Consider the following 17,548-nt stretch of genomic DNA (forward strand, 5'->3'; position numbering starts at 1 on the left):
TCGGATGGCGATGCGGCAGGCGGCCCCGGAGGGGTGGCGGGCGAGGCAGGCATCCCGTTCTACTGGCGGGTGGAACGGGGCGACTTCGGCCCGGTGGTGTACCGCTACGAACTGGTTGAAGAGGTTCACTACAACCTCCTCGGCACGGTTGGGCCGGACGATCCGGTCGAGGTGACCGAGCCGTGGCCGATGCGGCTGGATCCGTCCGCTTGGCCCAGGTGAAGCTGGGAATCCTGGCCATGCAAAAGCCCGGCCGCGCGCGACGCGGGCCGGGCTTTTGGCGTAGGGGTCGGGCTCAGCCCTTGCCGGCGTAGCGGGAGAGCTGGTCGAGGCCCTGGATGATCCCGCCGGCGAGATCGCCGCCACCGAACGAGGCCACCATCGACAGCGCGGCGATCTTGGCGTACGTGTCCGGGACGCGCTTGCGGGCGTACCGGCCGGTGACGATCTCCAGCTGACGCTGGTTGGGTGAGATCGCGATCAGCACCGACCGGTCGGGCTCGGCCAGCTGCCGGTGCAGCCGCTCGGCGTGCTCCCGGACCGGCTCGTCGAGGCCGCCGACGAAGACGGAGAAGACCAGGCCGGTCGTCCGGTCGGCGACCCGCAGCGCCTCGTCGATGCGCAGCAGCTGGCGGGTCGAGAACGGCCCGTCGAGCACGTCGGGCGGGTTCTCCGTCCCGGCCGCGTGCTGCTTCTCACCAACGGTCACTTGCGCCTCCGGTTCCACCGGTCGGCGCTTCGACGCCGGCCTGTTCCTGCGTGCGGCTGGTCAGCGCGGGCGCCTGTGCCCCCACCGACAGCGCGGTGCCCACGGAGTCGGCCAGTTCCTCGGGGCGGCCGAGGAACCACACCGGCGTGAAGGTGAACGGCCGGCCCGGCCGGTACCGCTTGGCACCGCCACCACCGCCCTGGCTGCCCGCGTAGACGAGGCCGGCGATCACCAGCACGATGGCTGCCGGGATGCCGACGAAGACCAGCAACGTGTCGGTTACAGACAATCCCAACGCCCCCAGGCGGAAAGAGAGATCTTCGATCGGGTCGGGTGGCGGATCACCGCGGTGACCTCCCGACTCCGCTGTCATTCACGTTAGCGGAGCCGACGCTCCGCCAGACTGCGGGGTGCCGATCCCACCCGCCACTGGAGGCTTCCAGTTGCGCAGCGGTCGCGATCAGCCTCGCGTCGTCGCCGTAGCGGCCGGTGAGCAGCACGCCGACCGGCAGCCCCTCGGCGGTCACGCCGACCGGCAGCGAAACCGACGGTTGCCCGGTGACGTTGAAGACCGCGCAGTACGGGGAGAAGCGGCGTTGCCGGTCGAAATCCTCCGCCGGGGTGCGTCCCTGGGTGAACCAGCCGACCGGTGCCTGCGGGGCCGCCAGGGTGGGACAGAGCAGCAGGTCACAGCCGGCGGTACGGCGGGCGCCGAGGCGTACCTGCGCCTGGATCTCGCCGAGGGTCGCGGTGAGCGTACCGGCGGAGATTTCGGCGGCCTGGGCCCGCAGGTAACGGGTCAGCGGCAGCAGCTCGGACTCCCGTTGCGGCGGCACCGGCGCGAGCGCGAGGACGTACCAGACGATCTCGAACAACGGCCAGACCTGCGGGCCGAGCGGTGCCGGCACCTCGACGACCTCGTGCCCGGCGGCGACGAGCAACGCCGCGGCCCGGTCCACCGCGGCGACACAGTCCGGGTGGACCGGCTCGTCGGCGAGCATCGGGGTGGTGAACCGGCCGATCCGTAGCGGGCCGGGCTCGGCGGCCCGGGCGGCGGCGAGATAGCCGCCCGGCGGCGGTGGCGGTGGCAGGTACGGCTCGCCGGGCACCGGCTCGGCCAGCACGTCCAGCAGCGCGGCCACGTCGGTGACGGTCCGACCGAGCGGACCGCTGGTCGGCAGGCCGAAGGCGCCGAATCCGAGCGGACCGCCGGAGACCATGCCGCGGCTGGGCTTGTAGCCGATCAGCCCGCACAGCGACGCGGGAATCCGCAGGGAGCCCCCGCCGTCGGAGCCCTGCGCCACAGGCACCAGGCCCGCCGCCACAGCCGCCGCCGCGCCACCACTGGAGCCGCCGGCGGTGTACGCCAACGACCACGGATTGCGGGCCGGTGGTGCCACCAGGGTCTCCGAGTACAGCGAGCAGCCCAGTTCGGAAGTGGTGGTCTTGCCGAGACTGACCAGGCCGGCAGCCCGCATGAAGCGCACCACGTCGGCGTCGACGGGCGGTACGAAGTCCGCGAAGGCGGCCGATCCGAACGTGGTGCGGACGCCCGCCGTCAGGGTCAGGTCCTTTATCGCGGTCGGTACCCCGTGCAGTGGCCCACGCCGATCGACCGGCGTCGTGTCGGCGGCGCGGGCGGCTTCGCGCGCCAGCTCGGGGGTAACGGTGACGAAGGCGCCCACCGTGTCGCCGAGCGCGTCGACCCGCCGCAGATGATGCTCGACGAGGTCCAGGCTGGACAGTTCGCCACGGGCGAGCGCGGCGGCCTGTTCCAGCGCGGTCAGGTCATGCGGCTCGGCCATGCCGCCATCCTGCCCGCTCAGGCCACTCGTCGCCGCCTCGACACGAGCGTCACGGCCGTCAGCATTCCGCCCTCATATATCGCCTCGCCCGAGGAAGCGGAGGGCATTGGTGGAGAGCAGGCTGGTGCGCTCCGCGTCGGTGAGGAAATCGGCCTGGCGGACCACCGCGCCGGCCGGGCGTTCGCCCAGGGGGTACGGGTAGTCGCTGCCCACCAGCACCCGCTCCGCGCCCATGGTGTCGACGAGCAGCCGCAGCGCCGGAGCCGAGAAGACCACCGAGTCGACGTAGAACCTGTCGACGTAGGAGCTGGGCGGCGCGGCGGAGGCACCGCGTACCAGGTCACCGCGGCGGTGCCAGGCGTTGTCGGCGCGCCCCAGCCAGAACGGGAAGCTGCCACCGCCGTGGGCGAAGCAGATCCGCAACGTGTCCGGCACCCGGTCGAACACCCCGCCGAGGATCATCGCCAGCACCGACAGGTGGGTCTCGGCGGGCATGCCGGTGAGCCACCGGGCCATCCAGCGGTCCAGCCGGGGGCTGCCGGCCATGTCCCAGGGGTGGACGAAGACCGGCGCACCGACCTCGGCGCAGTGGGTCAGGAACGTCACGATGCCGGCGTCGTCCAGGTCCCGCTCGCCGACGTGGTTGCCGATCTCCACACCGACGTGGCCGGCTGCGAGGCAGCGGTCCACCTCGGCGCAGGCCGCGTCCGGGTCCTGCAACGGCACCTGGCAGAACGGCAGCAGCCGGTCCCCGCCCGCAGCGGTGACCTCCAGGGTCAGGTCGTTGAAGATCTGGGCCACCTTCACCGCCTGGTCGGCCGGGCGGTCGTAGCAGAAGAAGACCGGGGTGGGCGAGACCACCTGCACGTCGACCCCGTCGGCCGTCATGTCGGCCAGCCGGGTGTCGGCGTCCCAGCACTCCGCGCCGACCGGGCGGAACGGTGTCTCGCCGACCATGATCATGGCAGCGCGCTCCGAGTCGATCCGGAGCCAGGGCCAGCCGGACCCACCGCACGCGGCAGCGAGGTCCGGCCATCCCTTCGGTACGACGTGCGTGTGCACGTCCACCACCGGCGACACCGACGGACCCGTCATCAGCCCTTGCCCGGGTGCAGGGCGCCGCAGTTGTCGCAGGTGCGCGCCGACTCGTCGGCGTAGAACGCCGCGAAGACCGGTGGCAGGTCGGCGGCGATGTCCCGCACCTGCAACTCCACCTCGTGCACCTTGTGCGAGCACTCGGGGCAGTACCACTGGAACTTCTCCAGCGTCCCCTCCTCGCGTACCCGCTCGATCACCATCCCGATCGAGCCGGCCTCCGGTCGCTGCGGCGAGTGGGGCGTGTTCCGGGGCAGCATCCACATCTGCCCCTCGCGCACGTGCACCGTACGCGGGCCCTCGGGCAGCATCAGGTTGATGTGCATGTTGCCCTTGACCTGGTAGAAGAACTCCTCGTACGGGTCGACGTGAAAGTCGGTGCGCTGATTGGGTCCACCGACCACCATCACGATGAAGTCCTCGGAGCCGGGCAGCATCTCCTTGTTGCCCACCGGCGGCTTCAGCAGGTGCTGGTTCTCGGCGATCCAGCCGGGGAAGCTGAACGGCTCGGCGATCTCACTCATGGCTGGCCTCCTTCTGGGAGCAGGGCGACGGCCTGCATCTCGATCAGCAGGTGCGGATGCGGCAACTGGTGCACGGCGACGGTCGTCCGGGTCGGCCCGGTCGCGTCGAAGAACTCCGCCCACACCTCGTTGTATCCCCCGAAGTCATTCATGTTGACCAGGTAACTGGTCACCTGGACCAGGTCGGCCAGCTCGGCACCGACCGACCGCAGCAGGTCCGCGATGTTCTCGATCACGGCCCGGGTCTGTGCCCGGATGTCCAGGTCGGTCGTGCCGAACTCGTCCACCGACACACCCACGAACGTGTTGTCCGGCCGCCGGGACGACGTGCCCGACACGAAGACGAACCCGCCCGCCACCTTCACGTGCGGAAAAGCCCCCCGAGGAACCGCCTTGCCCACGACAACCCGAGCATCACCACTCACGACAGACTCCCCCGACGACCGGACGGACAGCCAGCACCGGCGCCGACCACCTCAGACCACCACCCACCTGGCACCGGCGCGCGAAGCCCGACCACGTCGGGGTTCCGGGCAGCCCCGATCATGACGAGGCCCGCAACGAAGCCGTACCGAGCTTCTCGACCACGGCTCGGACATGAGCACCCGCATGCAACGGAACCGCGGCCGTCGCCGCGCCGGCCAGGAAGACCCAGCCCGAGCGCAGCCGTACGCCGTGCCGGCCCGCCAGGCGGATGCCCTCGTCGAGCGCCCGACGCGGATCACCGAGGATGGCCGCCGTCGAGCCGACCTGTGCCACCCGCCCGTCGATCTCCAGCAACACGCCCAGGTTGTCCAACCCGTCCGGCACCGGCGACCAGGGGCCGATCACGAACGCGCCGGCCGACGTGTTGTCCGCGATGACGTCCGGCAGGGAGAAGGTGAAGTTCGCGTACCGGGAGTCGATCAACTCGATCGCCGGAGCGACCGCCCGCACCGCGTCGGTGAAGTCACCGACCGGTTCGCCGGGCTCGGGAAGCCGGTCCAGCAGGAACGCCACCTCCGGCTCGACCCGGGGATGGATGAACTCGGCCACGTCGACCGTGCCGCCGTCGGGTACCCGCATCGCGTCGGTGAGCCGGCCCCAGATCACCTCGTCCACGCCGACCTGGGCCATCTTCGCCTTGCTGGTCAGCCCCATCTTCAACCCGACGAGCCGTTCTCCCCGGTCCAGCCGGCGCTGTACCAGGGCGGTCTGCACCGCGTACGCCGCGTCGACGTCCAGCCCGGTCTCGACGGCGAGCTGCGCCGTCGCGGTGGCCGTGTCAGCAGCCGTACCGAGCGTCTCGGCGATTCCCGCGATGTCCGGCCCGATCATGATTTCTCCTTGCCGGCCAGGTCCAGCGCCACGTCGACGATCATGTCTTCCTGCCCGCCGACCATCCGGCGTCGGCCCAGTTCCACCAGGATCGAACGGACGTCCACGCCGTAGCGCGCCGAGGCCCGTTCGGCGTGGCGCAGGAAGCTGGAGTAGACCCCCGCGTACCCCAGGGAGAGGGTTTCCCGATCGACCTGGACGGGCCGGTCCTGCAACGGGCGGACGACGTCGTCGGCGGCGTCCATCAACGCGAAGACGTCGCAGCCGTGCTGCCAGCCGTGCAGCTCGGCGACCGCGACGAAGACCTCCAGCGGTGCGTTGCCGGCGCCGGCCCCCATGCCGGCGAGGGAGGCGTCCACCCGGACGGTCCGGCCGGCCGGCGACCCGGACGGCCCGTCGCCGGCGATCCGGCCGTGTTCGACGGCGACCACGCTGTTGGCCACCCCGAGGGAAAGGTTGTGGTGGGCGTGGATGCCGATCTGCGTGGTCGGTTCGAGCACCTGCCGGTACGCGTCGACCCGCTGCGCCACGTCGGACATCAGCAGCCGGCCGCCGGAGTCGGTGACGTAGACGCAGTGCGCGCCGTACGACTCCATCAGCTTCGCCTGGGCGGCCAGCCCGGCCGGGTCGTTCATGTGGGACATCATCAGGAAGCCGGCCACGTCCATGCCGTTCTCCCGGGCCCAGGAGATGTGCTGGGCGGAGATGTCCGCCTCGGTGCAGTGGGTGGCGATCCGGACGCTCGTCACCCCGAGCGCGCGGGCGGCCTTCAGGTCGGCGATGGTGCCGATGCCGGGCAGCAGCAGGGTGGTCAGCTTCGCCCTCGTCATCACCTCGGCCGCCGCCGCGATCCAGTCGGCGTCGCTTGCCGCACCGTGGCCGTAGTTGACGCTGGACCCGGCCAGACCGTCACCGTGGGCCACCTCGATCGCGGCGACCCCGGCGGCGTCCAGTGCGGCGGCGATGGTGCGCACCTGGTCGACGGTGTAACGGTGGGCGATGGCGTGCATGCCGTCGCGCAACGTGACGTCCTGGATGTACAACTCGGTCACTTGGCCAGCACCTCCGCCCGCAGGGCGACCAGCCGCTGCGCGGTGCGCAGCGCGGCCGAGGTCATGATGTCCAGATTCCCGGCGTACGCGGGCAGATAGTGCCCGGCACCGGAAACCTCCAGGAAGACCGAGACCTGCAACCCGGTGAGCTGCCGTCCCAGCGACGGCACGTAGGTGTCGACGCGGTCGAACTGCACGTCCTGCTTGAGCCGGTACCCGGGCACGTACTCCTGCACGGTGGCCACCATGTCGCCGACGGAGGCGGCGATGGCGGCGCGGTCGGCGTCGGCATCCGGGCAGAGGCAGTAGACGGTGTCGCGCATCAGCAGCGGCGGGTCGGCCGGGTTCAGCACGATGATCGCTTTGCCCCGGTCGGCGCCGCCGACCACCTCGATCGCCCGGGCCGTGGTCTCGGTGAACTCGTCGATGTTGGCTCGGGTGCCCGGGCCGGCCGACCGCGAGGCGATCGACGCGACGATCTCCCCGTACGCGACCGGGGTCACCCGCCGTACCGCGGCGACGATCGGCACGGTCGCCTGCCCACCGCAGGTGACCATGTTGAGGTTGGTCTCGCCCAGGTGCTCCTCCAGGTTGACCGGTGGCACGACGTACGGGCCGATCGCCGCCGGGGTGAGGTCGATCACGGTCCGCCCGTGCGCGCGCAGCACCGCGTCGTTGTGCCGGTGCGCACCGGCCGAGGTGGCGTCGAAGACCAGTTCCACGTCGGCGAACTCGGGCATCGCGACCAGACCCTCGACACCCTGCGCGGTGGTCGCCACCCCGAGCCGGCGGGCCCGGGCCAGCCCGTCGGAGGCCGGGTCGATCCCGGCCATGGCCACCATCCGCAGCGAGTCCGACAGCCGCAATACTTTGATCATCAAGTCGGTGCCGATGTTGCCCGACCCGATCACCGCCACACCCGTCATCCGTCGACCTCCCTGGAGGAGAAGCAGGTCCGGACCGAGCCGAGGCCGGAGATCCGGGCCTCGTAGGCGGCACCCGGCGTCACCGACACCATCGGGCCGAGCGCGCCGGACAGCACCACGTCACCGGCGCGCAGCGGATCACCGGCGCGGGCCATCGTGCCGGCCAGCCAGGCCAACGCGTGCAACGGATTGCCCAGGCAGGCCGCTCCGGCCCCCACCGACACCGGCTCGCCGGCATGTTCCAGGACCATCCCGCACAGCCGCAGGTCGACCTCGGCCGGCCGGCGGGGCGTGGTGCCGAGCACGAACAGGCCGCTGGAGGCGTTGTCGGCCACCGTGTCCACGATGGAGATGTCCCAGCCGGCGACCCGCGAGTCGACGATCTCGATGGCAGGGAGCAGATGGTCGACGGCGCGCAGCAGGTCGGCGGTGGTGACCCGGTCGTCGGGCAGGTCGGCACCGAGCACGAAGGCGACCTCCGCCTCCACCCGGGGTTGCAGCAGGCCGCCGATCGTCACCTCGCCGCCGTCGGGCACCGCCATCGCGTCGGTGAGCACCCCGAAGTCCGGCTCGTACACCCCGAGGGTCTCCTGGACCGCCCGGGAGGTCAGCCCGATCTTCGCGCCCACCCGCCGCTGCCCGGACGCCAGCCACTCGCTCACCTGGCGCTGCTGCACCCGGTACGCGGCACCGACGTCGCCCTCCGGAAGAAGTCGCCCGCGCAGCGGCGGGCAGGGCTTGCCGGTGTCACGTGCCTCGGCCAGTTCCCGGGCCGCCGACTCAACATCGATCATGACAGGTCCACGCAGACGTTCGTCAGTTCGGAATAGAAATTCAGCGAGTGCACGCCACCCTCGCGACCGATGCCGGAGGCCTTCACCCCGCCGAACGGGGTCCGCAGGTCGCGCAGGAACCAGGTGTTGACCCAGACGATGCCAGCGTCCAACCGGGTACCGGCCCGGTGCGCCCGGCCCACGTCACGGGTCCAGACCGTCGCCGCCAGGCCGTACTCGGTGCCGTTGGCCAGGGCGTACGCCTCGTCCTCGTCGTCGAACGGCGCCACGTGCACCACCGGGCCGAAGATCTCCTCGCGGTTGGTCCGCGCGTCCGGGCCGAGCCCGGTCAGCACCGTCGGCTGCACGTACGCGCCACCGTCGCGGGCGTCGTCGAACCGGGGCACCCCGCCGCCGGCGAGCACCCGCGCTCCCTCGGCCCGCGCCAGGTCGTAATGCCCGAGCACCTTGTCCCGGTGGCCGTGCGAGATCAGCGGCATGTTGACCGTCGCCTCGTCGGCCGGCCAGCCGTACGCCAGCTCGCCGGCGCGCTCGGCCAGCCGCGCGGTGAACTCCTCGAACACCGGCCGCTGCACGTAGATCCGTTCGGTGCAGAGGCACACCTGACCGCCGTTGGTGAAGCTCGACCGGACCGAGCCGGCCACCGCCGCGTCCAGGTCGGCGTCGGCGAAGACCAGCCCGGCGTTCTTGCCGCCCAACTCGAAGCTGACCGCCTTCACCCCGTCGGCAGCGGCTCGCATGATGGCACCGCCGGTGGCCGACTCGCCGGTGAAGGTGATCGCGTCGACGCCCGGGTGGCGGGTGAGGAACTCGCCGGCCGATCCGGGCCCGAAGCCGTGCACCAGGTTGAACACGCCGTCCGGCACCCCGGCCGCCGCCATCACCTCGGCGAGCAGCGTGGCCGACGCGGGCGTCTCCTCGCTCGGCTTGACCACCACCGCGTTGCCGCAGGCCAGAGCGGGGGCGACCTTCCAGGTGAGCAGCAGCAGCGGCAGGTTCCACGGCACGATCACCGCGACCACGCCGACCGGCTTGCGCACCGCGTAGTTGAGCGCCCGGCCACCGGCCGGTGTGACAGTGGTGAACGACTCGGTCGGCGCGGTCGCCACGATCTCCGCGAAGGCCCGGAAGTTCGCCGCGCCCCGCGGGATGTCCAGGGTGCGGGCCTGCGAGATGGACTTGCCGGTGTCGGCGACCTCGGCAGCCACCAGATCGTCGAAACGACGCTCCAGCTCATCGGCGACGCGGCGCAGCACCTCGGCGCGTTCCCGCTCCCCCGCCCGACCCCACGGGCCCCGCAATGCCGCCCGGGCCGCCGTCACCGCGCCGTCCACCGTGGACCGGTCAGCCTCGACCACCTCGAACACCGGCTCGCCGGTCACCGGGCTGCGCTTGGTGAACCGGGTTCCGGCATCGACGAACTCGCCGCCCACGAAGTTCCGCAGCAGACCGGGACCGTCCGGCGCCCGTCCGGCCATCAGCCGGGGATCCCAGAGCGTCATCCGCGTCTCCTGAGCCCGAGCGCCACCGCCGCGCCGACCACCGCCGCCAGGCCGGCCGCTGCCAGGCCGACCACCTGGTACTGCTGGCGGACCCGACGCCGCACCTGCGCGTACGGGACGGTGGAGAACGACACCAGTTCGTACTGGGAGACGTACCGGCCGGGCAGGGCACGCTCCAACGCGTGCTCGATGCGCTTCCGGGCCCGGAAGACCGGGGAAGCGACCTTGTCGCGCATCTCCACGAAGTTGGCCAGCGCCATCCGGGCGATCGCCTCGGCATTGTCCTGTCGGCGCTGCTGAAACAGCGGCAGCGCCGCCGACCAGTCCCCGGCACACTCGTCGAGGCAGCGGTCCAGCTCCACCACATCCTCGAAGGCGCAGTTCGCGCCCTGGCCGTAGAACGGCACGATGGCGTGCGCCGCGTCGCCGAGCAGGGCGACCCGCCCGTCGACCTGCCACGGATCGCACCGCACCGTGCCGAGCACCCCGACCGGGTTGTGCTGGTAGTCGTCGACCAGGTTCGGGGCGATCGGCGGCAGGTCCGGATAGTGCTGCGCGAAGTGCCGCTCGATCGCCGCCGCGCTGCCCAGCGAGGCGAAACTCGCGGTGCCGTGGGTGGGCCAGAAGAGGGTGCAGGTGAACGAGCGGTCCGGGTTGGGCAGCGCGATCATCATCGAGGTGCCGCGCGGCCAGATGTGCAGCGCGCCCGGGTCCAGGGCGAAGTCGCCGCCCAGCGGCGGGATGGTCAGTTCCTTGTAGCCGTAGTCGAGGAAGTCGACGCTCTCGGTGACCAGGTCGTGGGCGAGCAGTTGCCCGCGTACGGCCGAACCGGCGCCATCGGTGCCGAGCACCACCCGCGCGCCCGCGGTGACCGCGCCCCCCGGCGTCTCGAAGGTCATCGTCGCGGTGCCCGGGTCGAGCCCGACCAGCCGGTGCTCGAAGGCGATCCGCACCCCCGGCAGCTTGGCGGCGGCCTCCAGCAGGGCGTTGTTCAACGCGCCCCGGCTGATCGAGTTGATCGCCCGGTCGCCGGAGACGCTGTACGACTGGAATCCCGGTGACCCGACCACCGGATGGATCATCCGGCCCCGCATCGGCAAGGCGTCCGCCATCACCTGTTCGGCCAGCCCGATGCGACGCAGCGCGTCGAGCCCTCGTTCGGAGAGCGCCAGGTTGATCGAGCGGCCCCGCTCGGGGGCGCCGCTGCGCGGATCCGGGCGCCGCTCGTAGAGCGCCACCGGATGACCCCGGCGCGCCAGGAAGCAGGCCAGCAGGCAGCCGGCCAGCCCGGCACCGACCACTGCGATCTCGTCGCGTTCCCCGGTCACCGGGCCGCCTCCGAAACCGTCGCGGCCAGCGCGTCCGCGACTCGCCAGCAGTCATGGAACGTCGAGTACAGCGGCACCGGGGCGAACCTGACCACATCCGGTTCCCGGGCGTCGGCGATCACCCCGTGCTCGTGGCGCAGTCGCTTGGTCAGCTCGCTGGCGCTGCCGGCGCCGATGCGTACCGACAGCTGGCAACCGCGCCGGCCAGGCTGACGTGGGGTGATGACGCTCAGTGGCCGGTCGGCCGTGACCTCGTCCAGCAGCCGCTCCAGGTAGCCGGTGAGCCGGAGGCTGCGCGCCCGCAGCGCCGGCATGCCGACCGAGTCGAACAGTTCCAGCGAGGTGCGGACCGGCCCCATCGCGAAGATCGGTGGGTTGGAGATCTGCCACGCCTCCACCGTGGTCGGTGGCCGACTGACCGGAGCCATCTCGAACCGGGTCTGCGCCGCCGTGCTCCACCAGCCCTCGAAGCGGGGCAGGCTGTCGTCGCCGTGGTGCCGCTCGTGCACGAAGACCCCGGCCAGCGCGCCGGGCCCCGAGTTGAGGTACTTGTACGAGCACCAGGCGGCGAAGTCGACGTCCCAGTCGTGCAGCGACAACGGCACGTTGCCCGCCGCGTGCGCCAGGTCCCACCCGACGACCGCGCCGGCGGCCCGGCCGGCCGCGGTGATCGCCGGGATGTCCATCAGCTCGCCGGTGAGGTAGTTGACGCCGCCGAGCAGCACCAGCGCCACGGTGTGGCCCTCCGCCGCCAGGTAGCCGGTGATGTCCTCGGTGCGCAGGGTGTCCTCACCGGGACGGGGCGCGAGCCGGACGATCGTGGTGTCCGGGTCGAGGCCGTGGAACCGTGCCTGGCTGCGCACCGCGTAACTGTCCGACGGGAAGGCGGCGTCCTCGATGACGATCCGGGTCCGCTCACCCGCCGGCCGGTAGAAGCTGACCATCAGCAGGTGCAGGTTGACCGTCAGCGAGTTCATCACCACGGTCTCCGTGGGCAGGGCGCCGACCAGGCGCGCGGCCGGCGCCGTCAGCAACTCGTGGTACGGCAGCCAGGGCCGTTCCGCCGCCAGATGCCCCTCCACGCCGAGCCGGCTCCAGGCGTCCAGATCGGCCAGGAGTTCGTCCCGGGTGGCCCTCGGTTGCAGCCCGAGCGAGTTGCCCGCCAGGTAGGCGGCCTCCGGATAGCGACCACCGTCGGCCGGCGGCACGTGGAACAGGTGCCGGTGCCCCGGTTCGGCCGCGTCGAGGCGGAGCGCCTCGGCCTCGGTGTCGTTGCTCATCGTCGTCACAACCGCCTCACATCGCCGTCCGGGCCGACCACAGTTCCGGGAAGACCACCCGGGCCATGCTGCGTTGCAGCCACGCCAGCCCGGCGGAGCCGCCGCTGCCCACCTTGGCGCCCATCGTCCGCTGCACCGCCTTGATGTGGTGGTGCCGCCAGTCGCCGAACTGCTCGGCCACTTCGGTCAGCGCCTCGCCGAGCAGCCGCAGGTGATTGTCCGGGCCGGAGTCGGCGTAGATCCGCACCCAGGCCGCCTCCACGGCGGGGTGCGCCTCGTGTTCGGTGGCCACGTCCCGCTCCAGCAGGTCCGCGGGCAGGTCGTGACCGTGCCGGGCGAGCAGGGCGACCACCTCGTCCCAGACGCTCGGGGTGGCCAGGGCATCGGTGAGCTCGGCGTACACCTCGGTCTGCCGACGGAACGGGCGGATCAGTGCCGGGTCCCGCAGCCCGAGCAGGAACTCCAGGTGGCGGTACATCGCCGACTGGAAGCCCGACCCCTCGCCGAGCAGGTTGCGGAAGCGGTTGAAGTCGGCGGGGGTCATCCAGCGCAGCCCCCGCCAGGCCGCGTTGAGCCCTTCCAGGTGCAGCGCGGCGCGGCGCAGCGGGGCCAACGCCTCCCACACCCGGTCGGCGCGCAGCAGCCGAGACGTCTCCCGCAGTTCGTGACAGGTCAGACCGAAGTACAGCTCCATGATCTGGCTGACCATCAGGAAGGACATCTCACCCGGGTCGGCGCTGAGCGGCTGTTGCAGGCGATGCAGCGTGCTGGCCTGCACGTACGCGTCGTACGGCACCCGCTCGGCGAACTCCAGGGTGGGCTCGCCGCCGTTGCGTGCGGCGCGCGCCACCCGCTGCTGTGCGCTGACCGGACGCACCTCCGTTCGGGGGCGCAGATCCGTCTGCTCCATGCGTCCGCTCCTTCCGGCTCGCCCGTCCAGTCATGATCTCCTGCGAGGTTGGCCGGACGGAATGCCTGTTCAACGGCGCTTTCCGTGGGCGACCTACGAAACGGAAGCCGCTCGTCGGGTTCGACCTGTCGGACGTAAGGTCACGGCATGGACGAGATGGACTGGGCCCTGCTCCGCGAGTTGCAGGCCGACGCACGGTTGTCCTTCAGCGAGTTGTCCCGGCGGGTGCACCTGTCCCCACCCGCGGTCGCCGAGCGGGTCCGCCGGCTTGAGGAAACCGGCGTGATCAGTGGGTACCACGCCCACGTCGACCTGGCCCGGGCCGGCCGCAACGTGGTCGCGCTGATCCGGATGTCCTGTTACGGCGCCCGCTGCATCCTGCACGACCCGGACGTCGCGCGATGGCCGGAAATCCTGGAGATACACCGGATCACCGGTGACGCGTGCAGCGTGCTGAAGGTCGCGGCTGGTTCGATCGGAGACTTCGAGGCGGTCATCGACCGCCTCGCCCCCTACGGGCAGCCGTCGAGCACGATGGTCCTCTCCACCCCGCTCGCCTGGCAGCCCGTCACCCCGAGGGAAGGTTCCCCTCCTGACAGCCGTCCCCGTCGGCGGGATACGGGTTAGCTGCCGGAGCAGGGGGAAAGCCACCCGGGTCGCCCCAACAGGCCCGGTACGCCGGTGCCGGGAGGGAGGGGATCATGCGAGGTCTGCAACCGTACGGAGGCGTCCACCGCGCCCCGTCGACCATCGCCCGACTGTTCGGGGCGTTCGTCCTGATCGCGGCGTTCGCTCTGGCCGGGCTGGTCCTGCCCGGTGCCGCACCTGCCAGCGCGAATGAGAACACCTTCGTCGAGGTGACGCCGAACAGCGTCCAGGCCGGCTCCCGGGTGCACATCCGGGCCAGCTGTGACAACGCCAACGACCGCCAGGCCGAGGTGACCTCGGACGCCTTCAACCGGGTCTTCCTCCGGCCGGACAACGGCTTCCTCACCGGTTCGGTCACCGTGCCCGGCGACAAGGCGGCCGGCGACTATCCGGTGCACCTGCGCTGTGACAACGACCGGACCGCCAGCACCACGCTGACCGTGCTGAACATGGAACAGCCCACCAAGGGACCGGCGACCGGTGGCGGCGGTACGGCCGACCGGGGCACCGGCTCGATGCTGCTGCTGGGCGGCGTCGCCACGGTGGCCGCGGCGGTGGTCTTCGGACTGCTGAGCAGCCGGCGCCGGGCCGGTTCCTGACCCACCGTCGCCATGGCCGGCTTCCGCGTACCCGCGCCGGAACCGGGCCCCGGTCCACGGCGAACCACCACCCGTCGGAGCCAGCGTGTCCGGCGGAGGGTGGTCGCGGCGGCTGGCCGGCTGGTCCGGGTCGCCGCGCAGATGGGTTCGGCAAGCGTCGCCACGCCCGATCCGGCGGCGGCGCCGCTACCGCCCCGGCGGCCACGGGCCTGGGCGGTCGGGACCAGACACCACGGTCGTCGCTCCGGGCCGGGGCTACCGGTACTGGTGATCGGCTCGCTGATGCTGCTGATCATCGCGATGCTCGGCGTCGAACGGCTGACCGGGCTGAGCCTGCTACCGGACCGCTTCATCGCCGGGCTGGCGCAACCACCGAAGAAGTTTCCGCTGCTGGCGGCGAGCGAGCCGGTCGGCATCGAGATCAACAAGATCGACCTGGCGGCACCGGTGCACAACGTGGGCATCGCCCCCGACGGCAGCATCGCCGCACCGCCGGCCGAGCGGGCCCAGGAGGCCGGCTGGTACGACCAGGGGCCGACTCCCGGCCAGTACGGACCGGCCGTCATCGTGGGGCACGTCGACACCACCACCGGCCCGGCCGTCTTCCACCAACTGCCCCAGCTGCGGGCCGGTGACCGGGTCGAGGTCGCCCGCTCGGACGGCTCGGTGGCGGTCTTCGAGGTCGACCGGGTCGACCGGTTCGACAAGGAACAACTGCCGACGGACGACGTCTTCGGTGACTTCAGCCGTCCCCAGCTGCGGCTGATCACCTGCGGCGGGCGCTGGGTCGGCGGGGAGACCGGGTACGCGGACAACGTGGTGGTGTTCGCTTCGCTTGTCGAGGCTCGTTAGGGGTCGCTGTTGGGGGTTTCCGGGGAGCCCGGCCCGCTCCGGGCGGTCAGGCTTGATCCCTGCGCGAGCCGGGCTCCCCGGAACCTGTTCGGCGCATTCGCCGCGTGAAACGCGCGGGTGTCGTCCGCGCATTCTGGTGGGAGATCTGGATGGCGTACTCCCGGCGGGCACGCCGGGAATGCTCGTGGGGTCAGGCGGCTTCGGGTTCGCGGAGGTCGAGCCAGTCGGCCCAGCGCGGATCGGGGGCGCGGTGGCCGAGCACCCGCCAGGCGATCCCTTTCGGGGCGGTCGGCAACGCGTGCAGCCGCCAGCCCAGTTCGGCCGGGGTCTTGTCGCCCTTGGTGTGGTTGCACCTGGCGCAGGCGGCGACGACGTTCTCCCAGGCGTGCCGGCCGCCCCGGCTGCGGGGGAAGACGTGGTCGATGGTCTCCGCCGGGCCCCGGCAGTAGGCGCACCGCCAGCCGTCCCGGGCGAAGATCGCCCGGCGGGACAGGCCCACGTGGGTGCGGTACGGCACCCGGACGAAACGGGTGAGCCGGACGACCGAGGGCACCGGGAGCGCGCTGCGGGCGCTGTGCAGGATGCCCTCACCGTCGGCGACACAGACCGCTTTGGCGGAGAGTACGAGAATCGCGGCACGACGTACCGACACGACACACAGCGGCTCGTAGGTGGCGTTGAGGACCAGCGCGCCGGAGCCCACCGTGGGTCGTATGTCAGGCATCGCGTCACCCTCCCGGTCAAGCGGCTTACCACTCGCCACCGCCGACCGGCGTCGGGCACAGCCCCACACCACGTCGACGCCGGCCGGATCACCGACGTCCGCTGCGCCAATAGTCCCTGATCGGAACCGGGAATGCACGTACTAATCCTGGGTAGCCCCGCGCCTTCCCCCGGCCGCGCCCGACCGGCCGGGCGGCACCGGCCGGTGGGTCGGCGGCGGGCCCGCCGTCCGGTTGCGGTACGAACACAGGGTGACCGTCAGCAGCCTCAGCCCCACCCCCGCCCCGTCCAGCCCGGAGCCGGTCGAAACGCCGAGCCCGGAGTGCCTGGACGAGGCGCTGTGCAAGATCGTCTTTAACTGGACCGACTCGGTGTGGTTCGCCGAGGGCAGCTTCTGGATCCTCGTCAAGCCACTGCGGATCATCCTGATCCTGCTGCTGGCGTTGGCTGCCCGATGGCTGGTGCACCGCACGATCCGTCGGCTCGTCCGCAGCACCAGCGACGCCGGTGTGCCGACCATGCTCCGCCCACTGCGCGAGCGCATTCCGACCGCCGCCACCGAGCCTGGCGAGTTCGTGCCGGAGCGTCGCCGGCAGCGCGCCGAGGCCATCGGTTCGGTGCTACGGAGTCTGAGCACCGCGTTCATCTTCGGCATCGCCCTGCTGATGGTGCTCAAGGAGTTCAGCTTCGACCTGGCACCGCTGCTGGCCAGCGCGGGCATCGCCGGCGTGGCCCTCGGCTTCGGCGCGCAGAGCCTGGTCAAGGACCTGATCGCGGGCCTGTTCATGCTGATCGAGGATCAGTACGGGGTGGGCGACAACGTCGATCTCGGCGAGGCGACCGGCGTGGTCGAGGCGGTCGGGCTCCGGGTCACCACCGTCCGGGACGCCCGGGGCGTGCTCTGGTACATCCGCAACGGCGAGATCATCCGGGTGGGCAACAAGAGCCAGGGGTGGGCGCTGGTGGTGGTCGACCTGCCTATCGGTTTCGCCGGCACCGAGGAGGCGACGGCCGTGCTGCGTACCGCCGCCGCGTCGATCGCGGTGGACCCGGAGTTGGCCAGTTCCATCGTCGAGCCGCCGGAGGTGCTCGGCGTCGAGCAGGTCACGGTGGAGGGCACGGTGATGCGCACGGTGGTGAAGACGACCGCCGACGGTCAGTTCAGCGTCGGCCGGGAGCTGCGTCGCCGGCTGGCCGAGGCGCTGGAGAACTCGGGTATCACGGCGAGGATCGCGGCGGGCCGCCTCTACCCCGGCATACCTACTCGATCCGACTCCGAGACCGGTCAGGGCGGCGCCACCTGAGCCGACCGGCGGGGGTCGCGACTGAGCGGCCCCCTCGGGTATCGTCCGTTCGTTCAGTCGGAGATGCGACCAACCAACCGTTCGCCCTAGCCAGTTGTCAGACGATCGGGCAGAATCCGGTGCACGCGCTTACCGAGCGGTGTCACGTCCTCGCTGATCCGCAGACCTGACGATGGTCCC

Annotated in this window: 20 protein-coding genes; 5 read left to right on the top strand and 15 right to left on the bottom strand. The window is 71.6% G+C overall.

What is annotated here, in order from left to right; translation table 11 throughout:
* Positions 1-33: 33 nt before the first annotated feature.
* A complete protein-coding gene (locus KBX50_RS32970; RefSeq protein WP_247674356.1) occupies positions 34-222 on the top strand; it encodes a Uma2 family endonuclease in 189 nt (62 codons plus the stop codon).
* Positions 223-295: 73 nt separating this feature from the next.
* Here KBX50_RS32970 and KBX50_RS24670 read toward each other — a convergent pair whose 3' ends face one another.
* From KBX50_RS24670 to KBX50_RS24735, 14 genes are all read right to left on the bottom strand, one after another.
* Positions 296-709 (bottom strand): DUF5130 family protein, encoded by a 414-nt coding sequence (locus tag KBX50_RS24670; protein ID WP_210940077.1) that lies wholly within the window; start codon positions 707-709, stop codon positions 296-298.
* Entirely contained in the window at positions 696-980 is a 285-nt protein-coding gene (locus KBX50_RS24675; protein WP_210940099.1) for a hypothetical protein, read from the bottom strand. Before KBX50_RS24675 ends, KBX50_RS24670 begins: the two co-directional genes overlap by 14 nt.
* A gap of 70 nt (positions 981-1,050) precedes the next feature.
* A complete protein-coding gene (locus tag KBX50_RS24680) occupies positions 1,051-2,514 on the bottom strand; it encodes an amidase (protein WP_210940078.1) in 1,464 nt (487 codons plus the stop codon).
* Between the two features lie 72 nt (positions 2,515-2,586).
* A complete protein-coding gene (locus tag KBX50_RS24685; protein WP_210940079.1) occupies positions 2,587-3,609 on the bottom strand; it encodes an amidohydrolase family protein in 1,023 nt (340 codons plus the stop codon).
* A complete protein-coding gene (locus KBX50_RS24690) occupies positions 3,609-4,133 on the bottom strand; it encodes a 3-hydroxyanthranilate 3,4-dioxygenase (protein WP_210940080.1) in 525 nt (174 codons plus the stop codon). The genes KBX50_RS24685 and KBX50_RS24690 overlap by 1 nt, the downstream gene beginning before the upstream one ends.
* Positions 4,130-4,558: a RidA family protein gene (locus tag KBX50_RS24695; protein ID WP_210940081.1), complete on the bottom strand. Its 429-nt coding sequence runs from the start codon at positions 4,556-4,558 to the stop codon at positions 4,130-4,132. The genes KBX50_RS24690 and KBX50_RS24695 overlap by 4 nt, the downstream gene beginning before the upstream one ends.
* Before the next feature lie 118 nt (positions 4,559-4,676).
* Positions 4,677-5,450: a 2-keto-4-pentenoate hydratase gene (locus KBX50_RS24700; RefSeq protein ID WP_210940082.1), complete on the bottom strand. Its 774-nt coding sequence runs from the start codon at positions 5,448-5,450 to the stop codon at positions 4,677-4,679.
* Positions 5,447-6,502, bottom strand: coding sequence for a 4-hydroxy-2-oxovalerate aldolase (dmpG, locus tag KBX50_RS24705; protein ID WP_210940083.1), 1,056 nt, complete (start codon positions 6,500-6,502; stop codon positions 5,447-5,449). The genes KBX50_RS24700 and dmpG overlap by 4 nt, the downstream gene beginning before the upstream one ends.
* On the bottom strand, positions 6,499-7,428 hold the full coding sequence (locus KBX50_RS24710; RefSeq protein ID WP_210940084.1) for an acetaldehyde dehydrogenase (acetylating): 930 nt from the start codon (positions 7,426-7,428) through the stop codon (positions 6,499-6,501). Before KBX50_RS24710 ends, dmpG begins: the two co-directional genes overlap by 4 nt.
* On the bottom strand, positions 7,425-8,222 hold the full coding sequence (locus KBX50_RS24715) for a 2-keto-4-pentenoate hydratase (protein WP_210940085.1): 798 nt from the start codon (positions 8,220-8,222) through the stop codon (positions 7,425-7,427). Before KBX50_RS24715 ends, KBX50_RS24710 begins: the two co-directional genes overlap by 4 nt.
* Positions 8,219-9,700, bottom strand: a complete 1,482-nt coding sequence (locus KBX50_RS24720; protein WP_210940100.1) for a 2-hydroxymuconic semialdehyde dehydrogenase — start codon at positions 9,698-9,700, stop codon at positions 8,219-8,221. The genes KBX50_RS24715 and KBX50_RS24720 overlap by 4 nt, the downstream gene beginning before the upstream one ends.
* Positions 9,701-9,720: 20 nt before the next feature.
* The gene (locus KBX50_RS24725) at positions 9,721-11,052 is read right to left on the bottom strand and encodes an NAD(P)/FAD-dependent oxidoreductase (protein ID WP_210940086.1); all 1,332 of its coding nucleotides are present in this window, start codon (positions 11,050-11,052) and stop codon (positions 9,721-9,723) included.
* The gene (kynU, locus tag KBX50_RS24730; RefSeq protein WP_210940087.1) at positions 11,049-12,332 is read right to left on the bottom strand and encodes a kynureninase; all 1,284 of its coding nucleotides are present in this window, start codon (positions 12,330-12,332) and stop codon (positions 11,049-11,051) included. The genes KBX50_RS24725 and kynU overlap by 4 nt, the downstream gene beginning before the upstream one ends.
* Positions 12,333-12,348: 16 nt before the next feature.
* The gene (locus KBX50_RS24735) at positions 12,349-13,242 is read right to left on the bottom strand and encodes a tryptophan 2,3-dioxygenase (RefSeq protein WP_210940088.1); all 894 of its coding nucleotides are present in this window, start codon (positions 13,240-13,242) and stop codon (positions 12,349-12,351) included.
* 147 nt (positions 13,243-13,389) lie between these two features.
* On the opposite strand from KBX50_RS24735, the gene KBX50_RS24740 reads away from it, so the two are divergent.
* From KBX50_RS24740 to KBX50_RS24750, 3 genes are all read left to right on the top strand, one after another.
* Positions 13,390-13,869: an Lrp/AsnC family transcriptional regulator gene (locus KBX50_RS24740; protein WP_210940089.1), complete on the top strand. Its 480-nt coding sequence runs from the start codon at positions 13,390-13,392 to the stop codon at positions 13,867-13,869.
* A 74-nt stretch (positions 13,870-13,943) separates the two neighbouring features.
* On the top strand, positions 13,944-14,489 hold the full coding sequence (locus KBX50_RS24745) for a hypothetical protein (RefSeq protein ID WP_247674357.1): 546 nt from the start codon (positions 13,944-13,946) through the stop codon (positions 14,487-14,489).
* Positions 14,490-14,501: 12 nt separating this feature from the next.
* Positions 14,502-15,341 carry a class F sortase gene (locus KBX50_RS24750; protein WP_210940090.1) on the top strand — a complete coding sequence of 280 codons (840 nt, stop codon included), beginning with the start codon at positions 14,502-14,504 and terminating at the stop codon, positions 15,339-15,341.
* 190 nt (positions 15,342-15,531) lie between these two features.
* On the opposite strand, the gene KBX50_RS24755 is transcribed toward KBX50_RS24750, so the two are convergent.
* A complete protein-coding gene (locus KBX50_RS24755; RefSeq protein WP_093411314.1) occupies positions 15,532-16,065 on the bottom strand; it encodes an HNH endonuclease in 534 nt (177 codons plus the stop codon).
* 250 nt (positions 16,066-16,315) lie between these two features.
* On the opposite strand from KBX50_RS24755, the gene KBX50_RS24760 reads away from it, so the two are divergent.
* Positions 16,316-17,368, top strand: a complete 1,053-nt coding sequence (locus KBX50_RS24760; RefSeq protein WP_307871060.1) for a mechanosensitive ion channel family protein — start codon at positions 16,316-16,318, stop codon at positions 17,366-17,368.
* The last annotated feature ends 180 nt before the right edge of the window (positions 17,369-17,548 follow it).

Source organism: Micromonospora sp. C51 (genome assembly GCF_018070435.1).
Classification (GTDB): Bacteria; Actinomycetota; Actinomycetes; order Mycobacteriales; family Micromonosporaceae; genus Micromonospora; species Micromonospora sediminimaris.